A 17,001-nucleotide genomic window follows, 5' to 3' on the forward strand; every position below is an offset into this window, starting at 1 on the left:
GCCGCCCTCTGCTCTCACTTCTTGCCGGCGAACCATGCCGCGGTCGGCGCCTTCAGCCGGTTGCGCGTTTCGATCCGCGTCTTGATCGCGGCGATGGAGCGATCCACCACCTTGCGCGATTCCGGCGTCAGATATTGGGTGGCATAGGTGTCCAGCTTCGTCACCATCGCCGGATCGGCTGATCCGCCGCCCAGACGGGCCAGCGCCTGGCTGCGCGCCGATACGTCGATCAGCGCTTCATATTGCGCCTTGTGCGCCAGCACATAATCGACCGCCTGCATCGGATGGGCCGCGCCAACCTGACCGATGATCGCGGCGCTGGTGGTCTTGCCCGGCTCGTCGGTCAGGGCAAGGTCCAGCGCCTGCGCGCCCAATTTCTCGTCCTTCGCCCGGCCCAGCAGCGCATAAAGCGTGCTCTTGTCCAGATCGCTCTGCGCGCCCTTGGCCATTACGCGCAACTTGTCCCAGGTCGCCTGATCGGCGTTCTGCGCGATGATGCCCAGCCACACATTGCGCAGCGGCCCGTCCAGCGCGGCCGGGTTGGTCGCCAGCGCGGCGAAGCGCTTGTTGGCTTCGGCCACCACCGCCTTGTCGCCCATGCTGCCCAGCGTCGACACTAGGCTGGTGCGCAGCACCGGCACCTGCGCCCCTTCACCGGCCTTGGCGTCATAACCGATCGCGGCCAGCGCCGGGGTCAGTTTGCGCGCGGCATAGGCGGCAATCTTCGCCTGCGCGGCGGCATCGCCCTCCATCAGGTCATAGCTGCTTTTCAGATAGGCGGGCACTTCGGCCAGCACGGCCGGGCTGCCATTGGCCGGCACCGCGTCGATCAGGTCCAGCGCCAGCCCGACCGGCTGATATCCGCCCAGCGCCAGCTGGAAATTATCCGCCATCAGGCCGGTCTGGTCCATGCTGGACAGCTGGCCAAAGCCCTTGGCCAGCGCCTTCATATTCTCGGCCGGATAGAGCGAACGATAATAGCCCGTCTGGCCCGCATTGATGACATAGGCGCCGCAGCCCGGCAGCGTCAGCTGGCCCTTGCCGCCCGACAGGATCAGGCGCTGCGCCTGCCCACCCAGCACCTGCGCCTTGACCGGGACATTCCAGCTGAGCGGCGTCTTGTCCTTCGCGTCGCGGCTGAACTCGCTTTGGCTCAGCGTCAGCAGCGTGTTGCCGCCCTGGCACTGTGCGCTGTCCACCTTGACCAGCGGGATGCCCGGCTGGCTGGTGAAATCATGGGCGATGCTGACCAGACCCTTTGCGCCCGCGCCCTCGACCGCCTTCCACAGGTCGTCGGTCACGGTGTTGCCGTAGGCATGTTGCTTCATGTAGGACTGGATGCCGGCCTTCCACGCATCCTCGCCGGCATAGCCTTCCAGCATGGTGATGACCGCTTCACCCTTTTGATAGGTGATCGCGTCAAACGCCTGATTGACCTCATCCACCGTATGGATCTTCTGCACGACCGGGTGCGTGGTCTTGAGCGCATCCAGGCTCATCGCCCGCTCGCGCCCGTCGACGCGCGACAGCAGGGCTTCCCAATCGGGGTTCAGCTTGTCCGTCACCTTGGTCGCCATCCAGCTGGCGAAGCCTTCGTTCAGCCACAGATCGTCCCACCAGGCCATGGTGACGAGATCGCCGAACCACTGGTGCGCCATTTCATGCGCCGCGACTTCGAAGATGGTGCGCCTGGTTTCTTCCGAGGTGAAGCGCGGATCGACCAGCAAAGTGCGTTCGAAGGTGAAGATCGCGCCCCAATTCTCCATCGCGCTGAAGAACTGGCTCTGGCCGGGGCCTGCGACATTGTCGAGCTTGGGCAGGGGGAAGGGCACGCCGAAATAGTCGTTATAATAGGGCAGGATGTCCGCCGACGCATCGAGCGCCAATTGCGCCTTGCCGGTATTGCCCTTGCCGGTGATGACGCCGACTTCGGTATTGCCGGCCATCTTGGTCGCGCGATCGAGTTCGCCAAGGCCGAAGAACAGCAGGTAGGAGGACATTTTTGGGGACGTGCCGAACGTCACCAGCTTCTTGGCCCCGCCAATGTCCTTGCTCGACTTGACCGGCATGTTGCCGACCGCCAGCTGATCCGCCGGGACGATGGCCGACAGGTCGAACGTCGCCTTGTAGCTCGGCTCGTCGAAGCTGGGGACGAAACGGCGGGCGTCGGGCGCTTCGAACTGGGTGAAGAGCGCGCGCTTGGCCGCGCCCGCATTGTCGGTATAGTCGAGCGCAAACAGGCCATTGGCCTGCTGGTTGATGATGCCGGCATAGGCGATGGCCAGCGTGTAGCTGCCCGGCTGAACCGGCTTGCCGAAATCGAACGTCACGGTCTGGGCGTCGGCATCGACCTTCGCGGTGCCGGTGATCGCCTTGCCCTTTGCGGGGGTCAGCGTGACGCTGGAGACGGTCAGGTCCGCCGCGTTCAGCACCAGCGCGGGGAGCGTGGTGGCGACGTTGACGTCGATCGCCACCTTGCCGGTGAAGGTCAGCTTCGCCGCATCGGGCGTCACTTCGATCGCATAATGGCTGGGCGCCGCGCCGCGCGGCAACTGGGTGGTGACGCCGGCAGCGGGACCGGCGGGCGCGGTCTGGGCCAGCGCAGGCGCGGCCAAAGCGACCGGGGCGGCCGCGATCAGCAGCGGCAGGATGTTCTTGAGCGACATAGGATTCCAGACTCCGACACGTCTTGCAGAGCGCGATGAGATAGTGTCACGCGCAGCGATGAACGCCGGATCGACCCTTTGGCTGCATGGGTCAAGTGAACTATTCGCAAGGAAATGTCGTTGGTCGAAGCCTGTTGCACGTTCGTCCGACAGGGTTCAGTTGGCATTAGAGAACAGCAAGCCTTTCGTCCTGCTGCGCGATGAGCGATGCATCGCCATTGCGACGGATATGCCGCAACGCCGCCTTGTGACAGGCGGGATTGCTATTAATCTGCTGCTCAAGCCACCGCCGCCAAGCCGGATCGGTCAAGGCGATGGCATGGGCTTCATCAATGCCGCACCCTTTCAACAGGCGAATTTCCTTGATGAGCAAATACCAGCGCGAGCCGTCGGACGGGCCCAGTTCCGCCCGACGAGCGCGATAGAAAGCGATAAGGCTATCGGTATCTTCCATGATGAGGCCCCTGAAGGCGTGAACTAGAATTACCCCCGGCCGCGATAGCCCGGCACATCCTGCACGGGTAGCCACATCCCGACGGGCGGCTCGCCAGACTGCCAGAAGACGTCGATCGGGATGCCGCCGCGCGGATACCAATAGCCGCCGATACGCAGCCAGACCGGCTTCATCTCGTCGAACAGGCGCTGGCCGATGCCCACGGTGCAATCCTCATGGAAAGCGGCATGGTTGCGGAAGGCGCCCAGAAACAGCTTGAGCGACTTCGATTCCACGATCGTCGCGGCGGGCGCATAATCGATCACCAGATGGGCAAAGTCGGGCTGGCCCGTCACCGGGCAGAGCGAGGTGAATTCCGGCGCGGTGAAGCGCACCAGATAGGGTTTGCCGGGGCGCGGATTGGGCACATAGTCCAGCACGGCTTCTTCGGGAGAGGCAGGCAGGGCGCTGGTCTGGCCCAGATGCAGCGGTTGTGTGGGAAGGTCAGTCATGCCGTGCCGTCTACGCCATTGCACGGCTGATGTCAGCCTTTCGCATTGTTCACTTGCGGTTCAGCCATTCTTGTGCCTTGGCAGGGCCATGGGGTTCCTTGTTCGTCCGTTGCTTTTCGCCGCGCCGCTGATGCTGGCTGCGCCTCTCCACGCCCAGCAGACGGAGGCGCCGGCGACCGGCCTGCCGAACCCGCCCGCAACCACTGCGCCGACGCCTGATCCCAATCGGCAGGGGCCGGAACTCAACGTCTTCCGCGATCCGGTGACGCCGCGCGCATCGCAGCCCGTGATTACCCCGCCGCCAGTAACGGTGCAGCCCGTGCCGCAGCAGGCCCCTGCCCGCCCGGCTGCATCACGGCCGACCACCACCACGGCACCGGCTACGCCGCGCCAGACGAAGCCCGAACCAAAGGCGCAGCGCCCCGCCGAACGCGAAAAGCCGACGCCGCAAGCGACGCCAGCCCCTGCCGCACCGACGGAAGAGGAAGCGGCAGCGAACCAGAGCGCGCCCGTCGAAACGGCGCCGCAGTCTCTGCCGGTTCCGGTGCCGGCCACCAATGCCGTGGAGCCGAGCGCGCCCGTCGCCACGCCCGCACCCACCGCCGAAGACGGCCTAAGCCTGCCATGGATCATCGGCGGCGTGATTGCGCTCGTCCTGCTGGCCGCCTTCCTGCTGTTGCGCCGTCGCCGCGCACCTGCTCCGGCGGTTGAAAGCGCGGCCCCGCCCCGCCCCGCCCCCCAGCCGGCAAAGCCCGCTCCGGCCGAACCGGCGCCCCAGCCCGTTGCGCCGCCGCCGATCACCAAAGCGCCGGTTGCCGCGTCCGCTGATCGCCCATGGATCGACATGGACATGGCCGTCAGTCAGGCGCGCTATTCGCTGATGGGCCTGACCGTCGCGTACAGCCTGATCCTGCACAATCGTGGCGACAGGCCGGCGCAGGACATTCTGATCCGCGGCATCATGGGCAATGCCGGCGCGCAGCAGGCGGCCTTGCTTCAGGACTTCTTCACCGGCGACACCGGCCTGCCGCTGCATAGCGCGGTGTCGATCGCGCCGGGCGAAACGATCCAGCTGGGCGGCGAACTGCGCCTGTCGCCTGACGAGATCGCGCCGGTGACGATGGGCCAGCGCAGCCTGCTGATCCCGCTTGCCGCCTTCGACATGGCCTATCGCTGGGCGACGGAGGGCGACGCGCTGGATCAGGGACGCACCGCCCGCGCCTTCATCGTTGGGCAGGAACAGGAACCGCCGGCCGAACGGCTCGCGCCATTGCGGCTGGATCAGGGACCGCGCCAATATCGCCGCCCGGCCGCCCGCGCGGCGGCGGAACTGACGCCGGCTTAAGAGTCTGTTTGGGAATGCGCCTCTGGCGCATCCGCACCGGCCCGCACCCCCACCCGACCGCCCACACATGGTATCCTGAATGGGCGGTCGGGTGGGGGTGCGGGCCGGTGCCGTATCGAAAATGCGCCTTTTCGCGCATTTTCCAAGAAAGCCCAGAAGCAAGAGGCCCTTTTATCCCTTGCCGGCAGGCACTAAGACTCTGCCAGCAAAAGGGCCGAAGGGAGCCGCATGACCATTTTCCTGTCCACCGCAGAGCTGGCGGCCGAACTCGGCCAGCCGACGTTGCGCATCCTCGACGCGACCCTGTTCCTGCCCGGCACCCCGCGCGACGCGCGCGCGGAATTTGAGGCGGCCCATATTCCCGGCGCCGCCTTCCTCGATCTCGATACGCTGGCCGATCCGACCGATCCCGCGCCGCACAGCTTGCCGACCGACGATTTCATGACGCAGCGGGTGCAGGCGCTGGGCATTGATGCCGACAGCCGCATCATCCTCTATGACAACAGCCCGATCCGCAGCGCCGCGCGCGCCTGGTGGATGATGCGCCTCTATGGCGTGGGGGATTCGGCCGCGATCCTGGACGGCGGCCTGCCCAAATGGCTGGCGGAAGGGCGCGCGACGGAAAGCGGCGCGGTGACGCCCGCCCCCGGTACTGCGGTTGCCCGGATCGACCGGACGCAGGTGCGGAGCAAGGCGGACATGCTGGCCAATCTGGAGAGCGATGTCGCGCAGGTTCTGGACGCGCGCGGCGCGGGCCGCTTTACCGGCACGGAGGCGGAGCCGCGTCCCGGCATGGCGTCCGGCCATATCCCCGGTTCGCGCAACCTGCCTTATTCCGCACTGTTCGCCGCCGACAACAGCATGAAATCGCCCGAAGAACTGCGCGCGCTTTATGAGGAGGCGGGCATCGACCTCAATCGCCGGGTCATCACCACCTGCGGCAGCGGCGTGACCGCCGCGATCCTGCTCGCGGGCCTTGAAACGCTCGGCGCGACCGACGTCAGCCTCTATGACGGCAGCTGGGCCGAATGGGGCTTCGACCCGGCGACACCCAAGGCGACAGGCGCAGCATGAGCATTCCCAATGATCGCAAGCCGCTGACCAAGCTGGCGCAGGCCGGGCGCAGGCCCGAATGGACGGGCATGCCCGGCCAACCCGGCGGCATCGTCAGTCCGCCGGTCTGGCGCGCGTCGACCATCCTCTATGATGATGTCGCCCATCTGCGTAAAGCGGCGGGCAGCAGCACGCATGAACGGCTCTTCTACGGGCGCAAGGGCACGCCGACGGCCTGGTCGCTTGCCGACGCGCTCACCGAAATGGAGCCGGGCGCGGAAGGCACAATGCTCTATCCATCGGGCGTCGCGGCGATCGCCTGCGCGCTGATGGCGGTGCTGAAGCCGGGCGACCGGCTGCTGATGGTCGACAGCGCCTATGATCCGACCCGCAATTTCTGCGAACAGATGCTGCGTCCGCAGGGGATCGAGACGATCTATTATGATCCGACCGATGTCGCCGCGCTCGACGCCCATCTGGCAAGCGGGCCGATCCGCGCGATCTTCCTCGAAAGCCCCGGCAGCCTGACTTTCGAGGTGCAGGATGTGCCCGCGATCACGCGCTGGGCGAAGGCGAACGGGGTCGCCACCCTGCTCGACAATACATGGGCGACGCCGCTCTACTTCCCGGCGATGGCGCATGGCGTGGACATTTCCCTGCTCGCCTGCACCAAATATATTGTCGGCCATTCCGACGTAATGATGGGCAGCGCGACGGCCAATGCGGAATGGTTCGGCAAGCTGCGCCAGACCGCCTATCTGTTCGGGCAGATGGTCAGCCCCGACGATGCCTGGCTGGCGGCGCGGGGGCTGCGGACGCTGGGCGTGCGGCTGAAGCAGCATCAGGACAGCGCGGTCGCCATCGCGCACTGGCTGAAAGCGCAGCCGGACGTCGCCCGCGTGCTGCATCCCGCGCTGCCGGACTGCCCCGGCCATGCGCTGTGGCGACGCGATTTCAGCGGCTCCACCGGCCTGTTCAGCTTCATCCTGAAGGGGGGCGATGAGAAAGCGCGGGCCGCCCTGATCGACGACCTCGCCCATTTCGGCATCGGCTATAGCTGGGGCGGGTTCGAAAGCCTGGCCCTGCCGGTCGATCCGGCCCGTTATCGCAGCGCAACGAACTGGGCAGCGGAAGGGCCGGCGGTGCGCCTGCATATTGGCCTTGAAGATACGGCCGATTTGATCGCGGACCTGGACGCCGGGCTTGCCCGCTTCCGCGCGATCCGCGACGCGGAGTGATGCGATGACGCCGGGCCTGACCGATCTGATCGACCGGCTGCCCGGCGACCCGGATCTGATCCAGCCGCTGGTCGCGCTGGCGCTGGCCATCCTCCTCTATGCCGCCGCCTGGGGCCTTGCCCGGCTGGTCGCGCCGCGCCTGCGCCGTCGCCTGCCGCCACTGGGCGATGCGCTGGCGGGCCATGTGCGGGCCTGCACCCGCCATGGGCTGGCCGCCGGTCTGCTGGTGCTGGGCCTCATCTTCTTCCCGGAAGGATCGCTCGGCCATCTGGTGATGGGCATCGTACTGGGCGGCGCGGTCGCGCTGCTGGCCGCCCATGTGCTGCGCGGCCTTGCCATACCGCGCTGGGCGGTGACGCCGCTGGCGCTGATCCTCTTCATCCTGATCGTGTCGGGTAGCGGCGGCGGCATCGCCCCGGTGGGCGAGATGCTGGACCGGGTCGGCGTGACGCTGGGCAAGCGACGCCTCACCTTGCTCGGCATCCTGTCGATCGCCGCCACCTGCGTCGCACTGTTCGCCGCCGTGCGGCTTGCCAATCAGCTGATCGGCCGCTCGATCCAGAAGGCCAGCGGATTCGATCCGACCCAGAAGTTGCTGGCGCAGAAGCTGGCCGCGATCACCGTGGTCGTCGCCGCCTTCTTCATCGGCGTCGATTTGCTGTCGATCGACCTGACCGCCTTCGCCGTCTTTTCCGGCGCGCTGGGCCTGGCCATCGGCTTCGGCCTGCAAAAGACCTTCGGAAATCTGATCGCCGGCATCATCCTGTTGATGGACCGGTCGATCAAGCCGGGCGACGTCATCGTCGTGGGCGACAGTTTCGGCTGGGTGAACAAGATCGGCGTGCGCGCCGTCAGCGTGCTGACCCGCGACGGCAAGGAACATCTGATTCCCAACGAGAATCTGATGACGCAGGAGGTGGAGAACTGGTCCTATTCCGACCGGAACGTCCGCGTCCGCATCCCGGTGGGCATCGCCTTCGACAGCGACCTGCCGCTCGCGCAGAAACTGATGTTGCAGGCTGCGCAGGAAAGCCCGCGCGTGCTGGCCAATCCCAAGCCCAATGTCTGGTTGACCGCCTTTGGCGAAAGCCGCGTCGAACATGATATATTGGTGTGGATCAGCGATCCCGAAGGCGGCGTGGGCAATGTGAAGTCGGACGTGCTGGGCCGCGTGTGGCAATTGTTTCGCGACCATGGCGTCACCATTCCCTATCCGCAGCGCGTCATCCACCGCGCGCCGGAAACAGACCAGCCATAATCAATATTGCCGCTAAATCCCTGGCGTCGGGTCGACTTCAGTCGAGAAAGGCTGATGCGGCGCGCCCGATTTTGTTGCAGTCCAGCAACATTACGGCAGCAAAAGACACCAATGGGCAATAAATTCTTGTGCGCCGCAGCGCAGACAGGCATTTCCAGACGCGTTGAGGCAGCCGACCCATCCCGAGCGGGGGAGCATAGAGGAAGGCGCCTGAACGCAGGCGGGACGATCGCAGAACCATCATCAAGGGGAATCCCCATGCGTAAGTCCATCATCGGCCTCTCGGCCTTCGCTCTCATCAGCGCTCTTGCCGCCGTTTCGACGCCGGCCATGGCCCAGGACGAGCCCACCCCCGAACTGACCGTCACCGGCAATGCCGCGGTCGTCACCGATTATCGCTTCCGTGGCATTTCGCAGACGAACAAGAAGATCGCGTTGCAGGGCGGCATCACCGTCAGCCACAGCTCGGGCTTCTATGTCTCGACCTGGGGCAGCTCGATCGACGAATATGTCGCCAATGGATCGGATCAGGAACTCGACCTGATCGGCGGTTACACCACCACCGTCGGCGCAGCCACGATCGACGTCGGCGTCCTCTATTATTACTATCCGGGCAATGGGGGCGCGAACACCGACTTTGTCGAGCCCTATGCGTCGGTCAAGGGCACTTTCGGCCCCGCCACGGCCAAGCTGACCGTCAACTACGCCCCCAAGGCGAAGGCGCTGACCGTCGGCAATGGCAAGGAAGACAATGTCTATGTCGCGAGCGACCTGTCGGCCTCGATCCCCAACACCCCGCTGGGCGTGTCGGCGCATCTGGGCCACAGCTTTGGCCCCAGCTACCTGACCATCGGCAAGGAATATACCGACTGGAATGTCGGCGCGACCTACACCTGGGGTCATCTGACCTTCGGCGTATCCTATGTCGATACCGACAAGTCGCTCTATTCGCCGGCTGGCCACAATATCAGCAAGGCCGGCGTTGTGGGATCGATCACCGCCGCCTTCTGATCAACCATCCTTCGGGGGGAGGAGAGGGCCGCGATTCCGAAAAGGGATCGCGGCCTTTTTCGTCTGTTGCGCCACGCCGCGCCCCTCCGCATCATTACAGAGTCGCCACCCCTGCCCGCCACCTCTATAGTACGGCCATGCCATTTCTCTCGCTTGTGCTGATCTTCCTCGCCACGCTGGCCGCGATGGAAGGTTTTGCCTATGTCATGCATCGCTGGGTGATGCATGGTCCCGGCTGGTTCCTGCACGCCAGCCATCATCGCCCCCGCACCGGCTTTTTCGAGGCGAACGACCTCTATTTCGTGATCTTCGCCATGCCCTCCATCCTGTTGCTGCTGGGCGGGGTGCAATGGGGCTGGGGCGGCTGGGCTACCGCCATGGGGGCCGGCGTCGCCGCCTATGGCGCCATCTATCTGGGCTTTCACGACATCATCGTCCACCAGCGGGTGCGCCACCGCTATGTCGCCCGTTCCCGCTACATGAAGCGTATCGTCCAGGCCCACCGCCTGCATCATGCGGTCGAAACCAAGCATGGCACCGTCAGCTTCGGCTTCCTGATCGCGCCGCACCCCAGCGACCTGAAACGCCAGCTGGCGCAGGGCGGCCGCGCAGGCGTGCGCGCGGCCAAGAGGCGGGAAGACGCGGTTGTCGAGGGGTGAAGGGGAGCCGATTGCCTTTTGGCTATGGCATGAAGATGGCTGACACTATGACGTGACGATGATGATCTGCCTTGGCATAGTGCCGGTATGCCGGCATCATTTTTCCAGAATGTTCCGCTCAAAGCCAAAGTTATAGGCTGGGGGATCATCGTCATACCTATTGCCGCACTCCTGCTGCTTGGAGCGATATTCGCGCGTCCAGAACCTATCGATCAACGATTGGTGTGGGGATGTTATGTCGCCTATGATGCGCCACCCCTCGAAATCCGCGAGGATGTAATTAACATCATCGAGCCGGCCCGTCGGACGTTTAACTACGTCGCTGAACCCTCGAAGGCGAGCTATCAGTTAAATGTGCGACCGGCATTACGGCTGAAACGTCACACGACTGGACGCTACGCATTCTCACCCTCGCCAGGCATCGGCTTCTTCTGGCCGTTGCTGCCGGCCCCCGGAAAAAACAGAGATCGAGTGAGGCATCCCAAAGAATATGCGGGTCGCATCGAAGTTGCAGCTGATGGAGCTGGAGTTATATATTCTCGCACAAGCGATGTTGGTGCTTGTCGCCTATAGTCCGCCATTGAGAGGTATTACGGCTGCAAGTGGCAGAATAGGCCTCCCTTCCGGGGTAACGGAGCCTATCCCTACGCTCTCTTCCACCGCAAATCCGCCCTTCCCCGCACCGTCCCCCTTCATCTTCCGCGCCGCATGTTCTATGCCCGCACTCCAATTCCCATGAGGACGCCGTTTTGATCCTGGACCTCGCCGCCGCCGCTTCGGGCGCCATTCAATTCAAAGATCTGGGGCTGGACCCGGTCGCGCTCAATCTGGGCTTCTTCACGCTGAAATGGTACAGCCTCGCCTATCTGGCCGGCATACTGATCGGTTACTGGTATCTGCTGAAACTAGTGGACCAGCCCGGATCACCGATGGCGCGGCGGCATGCCGACGACATGATCTTCTATGCGACGCTGGGCATCATCATCGGCGGACGGCTGGCCTATGTGATCTTCTACCAGCCCGAAATCCTCCAGCATCCGCTGGACATCTTCAAGCTGTGGAATGGCGGCATGTCCTTCCATGGCGGCGCGGCGGGCGTGTCGATCGGCATCCTCTACATGGCGTGGAAGGAGAAGCTGAGCTGGCTGCGCATCCATGACTATATCGCCTGCGTCGTGCCCTTCGGCCTGTTCTTCGGCCGGCTGGCCAATTTCGTGAATGGCGAATTGTGGGGCAAGGAAACCGACGTGCCCTGGGCCATCGTGTTTCCGACCGGCGGCCCCTTCGCGCGCCACCCCAGCCAGCTTTATGAAGCGGTGCTGGAGGGCATCGTCCTGTTCCTTATCCTCGCCTTCGCCTTCTGGAAGACGCGCGCCCGCTACAAGCCGGGCATGCTGGTCGGCATTTTCGTGCTGGGCTATGGCTGCTTCCGCTTCGGCGTCGAATATTTCCGCGAAGCCGACGCCCAGTTGATGGAGTTTGCCGCGCGCACCGGCCTGCATATGGGCCAGTGGCTGTGCATACCGATGATCGTCGCCGGCCTCTATCTGATCGCGACCGCCAATGGCCGCCGCCTGCGGGTGGAGCCGGTGGCGGGCAGCGCCAGCGTCAGCTGAGTCGATGTCAGCCGAACCGCTGCCGCTGGCCGAGCGCCTGACGCGCCAGATTGCGGCAGGCGGGCCGATTTCCGTCGCCCATTATATGGGTGAGGCGAACCAGCATTATTATGACAGCCGCGATCCGCTGGGCACGCAGGGCGATTTCACCACCGCGCCGGAAATCAGCCAGATGTTCGGCGAACTGGTGGGGCTGGCGCTGGCCGACATGTGGATGCGGTCGGGCCGGCGACCCGAGGCCAGCTATGTCGAGCTGGGGCCGGGGCGCGGGACGCTGGCGTCGGATGCGCTGCGGGCAATGGAGCGCGCCGCGGTCGCGCCGCGCGTGCATCTGGTCGAGACCAGCCGGGCGCTGCGCGCGCGCCAGAGCGCGCTGATCCCCCATATCGTCCATCATGACAATATCGACAGCTTGCCCGAACAAGGGCCGTTGCTGGTGGTGGCGAACGAGTTTTTCGACGCCCTGCCGGTGCGCCAGTGCATTCGGGTTGGCGATGAGTGGCGCGAGCGCGTCGTCATCCGCCGCGAGGAGGAAGGCCGCTTCATCCCCGTCGCCGGTTATCGCCGGATCGAATCGGGCCTGCCGCCAATCGCCAATGAAGCGCCCGATGGCGCGATCATCGAATCGCCGATCATGGGCGCGGGCATCGCCTATGCGCTCGCCCACCGTATCGCCAAGCAGGGCGGCGGCGCGATCATCATCGACTATGGCTATGAAGGGCCAGCGCTGGGCGACACGTTGCAGGCGGTGAAGGCGCATAAATTCGCCGACCCCTTCGCCAATCCGGGCGAGGTGGACCTGACCACCCATGTGGATTTCACCATGCTGGGCAATATGGCGCGGCAGGCGGGGCTGCGCGTTCATGGCCCGGTAGGTCAGGGCGCGTTCCTGCAACAGCTGGGCATCGACGCACGCGCCGACCAACTGGCCCGCACCGCGCCGGAACGCGCGTCGGAGGTGGAGGCCGCCCGCCACCGCCTGACCGACGATCAGGAAATGGGGATATTGTTCAAGGCGATGGCCTGGACTCACCCCGACTGGGCCGACCCGGCGGGGTTTATTCGCTAACCGACGCGATCGTCGGCCCAAGCGCCGGAACGATCAGTCTTCCTGATAATAGCGGCTGAGGCGGCGAATGAAGCCAATCAGGCCGGTCTGACGGCTACGCTTCATCCGTTCGGCATGCAGGATGGTCTGCACCCGCGCGAAGCAATCTTCCGCATCGACATTGCACAGCACATAATCATAGCCGTCCCAATGCGCGATCTCGTTCGCGGCGCGGGCCATGCGGCCCTCGATCACTTCATTGCTGTCGGTCGCGCGGCCACGCAGGCGACGTTCCAGCTCCTCCATCGACGGCGGCAGGATGAAGATGCGCACCACATCGCCGCCGGCGATCTGATGCAGTTGCTGCGCGCCCTGCCAGTCAATGTCGAACAGCACATCCTTGCCAGACTTGAGCATTTCCTCAACCGGCGCGCGCGGCGTACCGTAACGCTGGCCAAAGACATGCGCCCATTCCAGGAACTCATGCTCCGCCGTCATGCGGCGAAACTCTTCCAGATCGACGAAATGATAATCCTTGCCGTCCGCCTCTCCGGGCCGCATCGGCCGGGTGGTGGCGGACACCGACATGGACAGATCCGGCTCAGCGGCCAGCAGCTTGCGCGCGATGGTGGACTTGCCCGCGCCCGAGGGCGAGGACAGAACGAAGAGCACGCCGCGGCGCTTGAAGTCGGGAGTCTCGATAGGGGTGGTGTCGGCCATGGCCGCTAGTGGCCTCATGGACGGGCTTTTGCAAGAGCTTGGGGGAGACGAGGGATGAGTCGGACGGCTAAAAGCATGAATCCGCGCGGCTTTATGATCGCTACGCTGATCGCGGTGGCGACCGGCGTCGTCCTGCATCTGATGCATCGACCGGCCATTTGTAGCTGTGGCCGGATCGACTTATGGCATGGGGCGCTCGATAGCGGCAACAGTCAGCACATCGCCGACTGGTACAGCCTCAGCCATGTGATCCACGGTTTCCTTTTCTATGCGGGCACGCGATGGCTGCTGCGCCGGCCCTCTATCGACCTGCGACTTGCATTGGCGGTGGCGATTGAATCGGCATGGGAGATATTAGAAAACAGCCCCTTCATCATCGACCGTTATCGCACGGCGACCATCGCGCTTGGCTATTCCGGCGACACGATCCTGAATTCGATGAGCGACATCGGCATGATGACGCTGGGCTTTCTGTTTGCGGCGCGGGCGCCGACATGGCTGACCGTCATAGTCGCGCTGGCGCTGGAATTGCTGGCGCTGGCGGTCATCCGCGATAATCTGACGCTCAACGTGTTGATGCTGACATGGCCGATCGATGCGGTTCGGCAATGGCAGGCCGCGCTCTAAGGGTTGTGGGGATTTAGGATTCCCATTTATCTGGATATGTGATTCATGTTGTGGATGGATCGCTTTGTACTGACCGACGCCCAATGGGCGAAGATGGAGCCACATTGTCTGGGGAAGGTCAGCGATCCTGGACGCAGCGGCAAGAACAATAGGCTATTCATGGAAGCGGTGTTGTGGATTGTCCGAACGGGCAGTCCATGGCGCGACCTGCCAGCACAGTTCGGCAATTGGAGTACGGCGTTTCGACGCTTTCGCGATTGGCGCGAAGCGGATGTTTTCAAGCGGATTTTCGATGCTTTGTCGGATCAGCCTGACATGGAATACGCTATGATCGATGCCACCATCGTCAAAGTTCATCGTCATGGACAAGGCGCAAAAGGGGGACTTCGAGCCAGGCCATCGGCCGCTCCAAAGGCGGCATGACGACCAAGATATTGGCGCTCACCGACGCCTTGGGCAACCTGGTGCGCTTCCGTCTGATGCCGGGCAATCGCTTCGATAGCGTTGGTGTTGCACCGCTGATCGAAGGCGTCGAGTTCGGAGCGTTGCTCGCCGACAAGGCTTTCGACAGCAACGACATCATTACCGATCTCAACCAACGCGGCGCCAAGATCGTTATCTCTCAGCACCCTCGCCGCGCCATACCCATCCCGCTCGACGCCGAAATGTACAAATGGCGACACCTGATCGAAAACTTCTTCTGTAAACTCAAAGAGTTCAAGCGCATCGCCATGCGCGCATGCAAAACTGATCGCAGCTTCGAGGCCATCATCTACCTCGCTGCTGCCGTCATCAACTCAAGATGAATCCCCACAACCCTTAGAGCATTTTCGAAGCAGATGGCATCATCTGCTGGCTCGGAAAATGCGGAAAACAAAAGAGAAATAGAGCATGATCCGATTCAGTATGAACGGATTATGCTCTAAGCCTTTTTGCGCGCGCTTTCTATCGGGATCGGCTCGCCGCTCTTGTCGGGCAGCAGCTTGAGCGCCTTCTTGCGGTCCGCCTCCCGCTTCGCCTCATAAAGCTTGCCGGCCATATAGGCGCCGGTCACGAGCAGCGCGCCAGCCGGGTAGCGCATGATGAGGCGCTTTGCCCCCGCCCCGGCAAGCAGGCCGATCACGCCCTTTTTGCCGGTGTCGGCAGCAACTCGCGCCGCCACCACGGTCGCGCCGACACGGGCGGCCTTTCGCAGCAACCCGCGCTTTTTGGGCGGGCGGACCGTTATCAACGGCGTGGCGGAGCTGGGTGCTTTCCTCTTCATAAAGGATTAATGTACCGCAGCCCCGCCGGTTCCGCCAGTTGATCTGGATCAGACCATATTTTCAGGCCGCACGAGGCGATCGAATGTGGCTTCGTCCACCAGGCCCAGTTCCAGTCCGGCTTCCTTGAGCGTCTGCCCCTTCTTGTGGGCGTGCTTGGCGATGGCGGCGGCATTGTCATAGCCGATTTCGGGGGCCAGCGCCGTTACCAGCATCAGCGATCGGTTCACCAGATCGGCGATCCGCGCCTCATTGGCCTGCAAGCCGTCGACGCAGCGTTCGGCGAAGCTTTCCATGCCGACGCTGAGCAGATGGATGGAGCGCAGCACATTGGCGCCGATCAGCGGCATGAAGACATTGAGTTCGAAATGACCCTGCATGCCGCCGACCGTCACCGCCTGATGATTGCCGATCACCTGCGCGGCGACCATGGTCAGCGATTCGCACTGGGTCGGATTGACCTTGCCCGGCATGATCGAGCTGCCCGGCTCATTGGCGGGCAGGTCCAGTTCACCCAGACCAGACCGGGGCCGGAGCCGAGGAAGCGGATGTCGTTGGCGATCTTGGTCAGCGCCACCGCCAGCGTGCTCAATGCGCCGGAGAAGAAGACGAGGCCATCCTTGGCGGCGAGCTGTTCGAACTTGTTGGGCGCGCTTTCGAACGGGGTGCCGGCAATATCGCTGATCGCCGCCGTCATATCCTCCGCCCAGCCTTCGGGCGCGTTGAGGCCGGTGCCGACCGCCGTGCCGCCGATCGCGAGCTTGCGGATATTGCCATTGAGCGCCCCCTCGATCCGCGCCTTCGCGCTGACAAGCTGCGCGGCATAGCCGGAAAATTCCTGCCCCAGCGTCAGCGGCGTCGCATCCTGCGTATGGGTGCGGCCGATCTTGACGATATGGCCCCAGCCTTCCGCCTTGGCGACGAGCGCGGCGGTCAGCTTTTCGAGCGCCGGGACCAGCCGGTCGCGCGTCGCGATCACGGTCGCGACATGCAGCGCGGTCGGAAAGCTGTCGTTGGACGACTGGCTCATATTCACATGGTCGTTGGGGTGGACCGGGCTCTTGCCGCCGCGCGTGCCGGCCAGCTGCTCATTGGCATAGCCGGCGATCACTTCATTGACGTTCATATTGGTCTGGGTGCCGCTGCCGGTCTGCCAGATGACGAGTGGGAACTGGTCGTCCAGCGCGCCGGAGACGATCTGCTGCGCGGCATTCTCGATCCCCGCGACGATCCCGGCGTCCAGGCCATGCTTGGCATTCACCCGCGCCGCCGCCTGCTTCACGATCGCCTGCGCATGGACGATGCCGATCGGCATGCGTTCAGGTTCGCCAAAGGGGAAATTCTGGATACTGCGCTGCGTCTGCGCGCCCCAATAGGCGTCGGCAGGGACTTCGATCGCGCCAATGCTGTCGGTTTCGGTGCGGGTAGCGGACATGCATTACTCCCAGTTAAGAATCAGTCGCAAAACTGGGTTCGATGTAGGGAGAGACGCAAAAAATCCAAGCGTTAATTGCCTCGGAAACATGTAAGCTCGAACTTAGAAGCAGCGTCGA

At 64.0% G+C, this 17,001-nt stretch carries 14 protein-coding genes and 2 pseudogenes; 10 read left to right on the top strand and 6 right to left on the bottom strand.

Annotation, left to right across the window (positions count from 1 at the left end; all coding sequences use genetic code 11):
* Positions 1 to 14: 14 nt before the first annotated feature.
* From ACFOKF_RS17725 to queF, 3 genes are all read right to left on the bottom strand, one after another.
* Positions 15 to 2,666, bottom strand: a complete 2,652-nt coding sequence (locus ACFOKF_RS17725; RefSeq protein WP_380797330.1) for a M1 family metallopeptidase — start codon at positions 2,664 to 2,666, stop codon at positions 15 to 17.
* A gap of 166 nt (positions 2,667 to 2,832) precedes the next feature.
* Complete coding sequence (locus tag ACFOKF_RS17730) at positions 2,833 to 3,120, bottom strand: hypothetical protein (RefSeq protein ID WP_380797331.1); 288 nt, start codon at positions 3,118 to 3,120, stop codon at positions 2,833 to 2,835.
* 29 nt (positions 3,121 to 3,149) lie between these two features.
* Positions 3,150 to 3,611: a preQ(1) synthase gene (queF, locus tag ACFOKF_RS17735; protein ID WP_380797332.1), complete on the bottom strand. Its 462-nt coding sequence runs from the start codon at positions 3,609 to 3,611 to the stop codon at positions 3,150 to 3,152.
* Between the two features lie 88 nt (positions 3,612 to 3,699).
* Here queF and ACFOKF_RS17740 point away from each other — a divergent pair, with 88 nt between their 5' ends.
* The 8 genes from ACFOKF_RS17740 (at position 3,700) to ACFOKF_RS17775 (ending at position 12,860) form a co-directional block, all read left to right on the top strand.
* Entirely contained in the window at positions 3,700 to 4,956 is a 1,257-nt protein-coding gene (locus ACFOKF_RS17740; RefSeq protein WP_380797333.1) for a hypothetical protein, read from the top strand.
* 228 nt (positions 4,957 to 5,184) lie between these two features.
* Positions 5,185 to 6,030, top strand: coding sequence for a sulfurtransferase (locus tag ACFOKF_RS17745; RefSeq protein ID WP_380797334.1), 846 nt, complete (start codon positions 5,185 to 5,187; stop codon positions 6,028 to 6,030).
* On the top strand, positions 6,027 to 7,247 hold the full coding sequence (gene metC, locus ACFOKF_RS17750) for a cystathionine beta-lyase (RefSeq protein WP_380797335.1): 1,221 nt from the start codon (positions 6,027 to 6,029) through the stop codon (positions 7,245 to 7,247). Before ACFOKF_RS17745 ends, metC begins: the two co-directional genes overlap by 4 nt.
* A 4-nt stretch (positions 7,248 to 7,251) precedes the next feature.
* Positions 7,252 to 8,505 (top strand): mechanosensitive ion channel family protein, encoded by a 1,254-nt coding sequence (locus ACFOKF_RS17755; RefSeq protein ID WP_380797336.1) that lies wholly within the window; start codon positions 7,252 to 7,254, stop codon positions 8,503 to 8,505.
* Between the two features lie 258 nt (positions 8,506 to 8,763).
* Positions 8,764 to 9,516 carry a TorF family putative porin gene (locus tag ACFOKF_RS17760; RefSeq protein ID WP_380797337.1) on the top strand — a complete coding sequence of 251 codons (753 nt, stop codon included), beginning with the start codon at positions 8,764 to 8,766 and terminating at the stop codon, positions 9,514 to 9,516.
* Positions 9,517 to 9,653: 137 nt separating this feature from the next.
* A complete protein-coding gene (locus ACFOKF_RS17765; RefSeq protein ID WP_380797339.1) occupies positions 9,654 to 10,175 on the top strand; it encodes a beta-carotene hydroxylase in 522 nt (173 codons plus the stop codon).
* Between the two features lie 749 nt (positions 10,176 to 10,924).
* Positions 10,925 to 11,791: a prolipoprotein diacylglyceryl transferase gene (lgt, locus tag ACFOKF_RS17770; RefSeq protein WP_380797341.1), complete on the top strand. Its 867-nt coding sequence runs from the start codon at positions 10,925 to 10,927 to the stop codon at positions 11,789 to 11,791.
* A gap of 4 nt (positions 11,792 to 11,795) precedes the next feature.
* Positions 11,796 to 12,860, top strand: coding sequence for a class I SAM-dependent methyltransferase (locus tag ACFOKF_RS17775; protein ID WP_380797343.1), 1,065 nt, complete (start codon positions 11,796 to 11,798; stop codon positions 12,858 to 12,860).
* Between the two features lie 33 nt (positions 12,861 to 12,893).
* On the opposite strand, the gene gmk is transcribed toward ACFOKF_RS17775, so the two are convergent.
* Positions 12,894 to 13,559, bottom strand: coding sequence for a guanylate kinase (gmk, locus tag ACFOKF_RS17780; RefSeq protein ID WP_380797345.1), 666 nt, complete (start codon positions 13,557 to 13,559; stop codon positions 12,894 to 12,896).
* Between the two features lie 75 nt (positions 13,560 to 13,634).
* Here gmk and ACFOKF_RS17785 point away from each other — a divergent pair, with 75 nt between their 5' ends.
* Together ACFOKF_RS17785 and ACFOKF_RS17790 are read left to right on the top strand one after the other, a co-directional pair.
* Positions 13,635 to 14,186: a DUF2585 family protein gene (locus ACFOKF_RS17785; RefSeq protein ID WP_380797346.1), complete on the top strand. Its 552-nt coding sequence runs from the start codon at positions 13,635 to 13,637 to the stop codon at positions 14,184 to 14,186.
* A gap of 93 nt (positions 14,187 to 14,279) precedes the next feature.
* Positions 14,280 to 14,992 (top strand): annotated as a pseudogene (locus ACFOKF_RS17790) (IS5 family transposase).
* Between the two features lie 116 nt (positions 14,993 to 15,108).
* On the opposite strand, the gene ACFOKF_RS17795 reads toward ACFOKF_RS17790, so the two are convergent.
* Positions 15,109 to 15,450 (bottom strand): hypothetical protein, encoded by a 342-nt coding sequence (locus ACFOKF_RS17795; RefSeq protein ID WP_380797348.1) that lies wholly within the window; start codon positions 15,448 to 15,450, stop codon positions 15,109 to 15,111.
* 48 nt (positions 15,451 to 15,498) lie between these two features.
* Positions 15,499 to 16,883: pseudogene (fumC, locus tag ACFOKF_RS17800) on the bottom strand (class II fumarate hydratase).
* Positions 16,884 to 17,001 lie beyond the last annotated feature (118 nt).

The organism is Sphingobium rhizovicinum (assembly GCF_042647625.1).
GTDB lineage: Bacteria > Pseudomonadota > Alphaproteobacteria > Sphingomonadales > Sphingomonadaceae > Sphingobium > Sphingobium rhizovicinum.

Excerpts from the sequence above, each read along its gene's own strand:
- ACFOKF_RS17725 (WP_380797330.1), bottom strand. The coding sequence starts at position 2,666 with ATGTCGCTCAAGAACATCCTGCCGCTGCTGATCGCGGCCGCCCCGGTC.
- ACFOKF_RS17730 (WP_380797331.1), bottom strand. The coding sequence starts at position 3,120 with ATGGAAGATACCGATAGCCTTATCGCTTTCTATCGCGCTCGTCGGGCG.
- queF (WP_380797332.1), bottom strand. The coding sequence starts at position 3,611 with ATGACTGACCTTCCCACACAACCGCTGCATCTGGGCCAGACCAGCGCC.
- ACFOKF_RS17740 (WP_380797333.1), top strand. The coding sequence starts at position 3,700 with ATGGGGTTCCTTGTTCGTCCGTTGCTTTTCGCCGCGCCGCTGATGCTG.
- ACFOKF_RS17745 (WP_380797334.1), top strand. The coding sequence starts at position 5,185 with ATGACCATTTTCCTGTCCACCGCAGAGCTGGCGGCCGAACTCGGCCAG.
- metC (WP_380797335.1), top strand. The coding sequence starts at position 6,027 with ATGAGCATTCCCAATGATCGCAAGCCGCTGACCAAGCTGGCGCAGGCC.
- ACFOKF_RS17755 (WP_380797336.1), top strand. The coding sequence starts at position 7,252 with ATGACGCCGGGCCTGACCGATCTGATCGACCGGCTGCCCGGCGACCCG.
- ACFOKF_RS17760 (WP_380797337.1), top strand. The coding sequence starts at position 8,764 with ATGCGTAAGTCCATCATCGGCCTCTCGGCCTTCGCTCTCATCAGCGCT.
- ACFOKF_RS17765 (WP_380797339.1), top strand. The coding sequence starts at position 9,654 with ATGCCATTTCTCTCGCTTGTGCTGATCTTCCTCGCCACGCTGGCCGCG.
- ACFOKF_RS17775 (WP_380797343.1), top strand. The coding sequence starts at position 11,796 with ATGTCAGCCGAACCGCTGCCGCTGGCCGAGCGCCTGACGCGCCAGATT.
- gmk (WP_380797345.1), bottom strand. The coding sequence starts at position 13,559 with ATGGCCGACACCACCCCTATCGAGACTCCCGACTTCAAGCGCCGCGGC.
- ACFOKF_RS17785 (WP_380797346.1), top strand. The coding sequence starts at position 13,635 with ATGAATCCGCGCGGCTTTATGATCGCTACGCTGATCGCGGTGGCGACC.
- ACFOKF_RS17795 (WP_380797348.1), bottom strand. The coding sequence starts at position 15,450 with ATGAAGAGGAAAGCACCCAGCTCCGCCACGCCGTTGATAACGGTCCGC.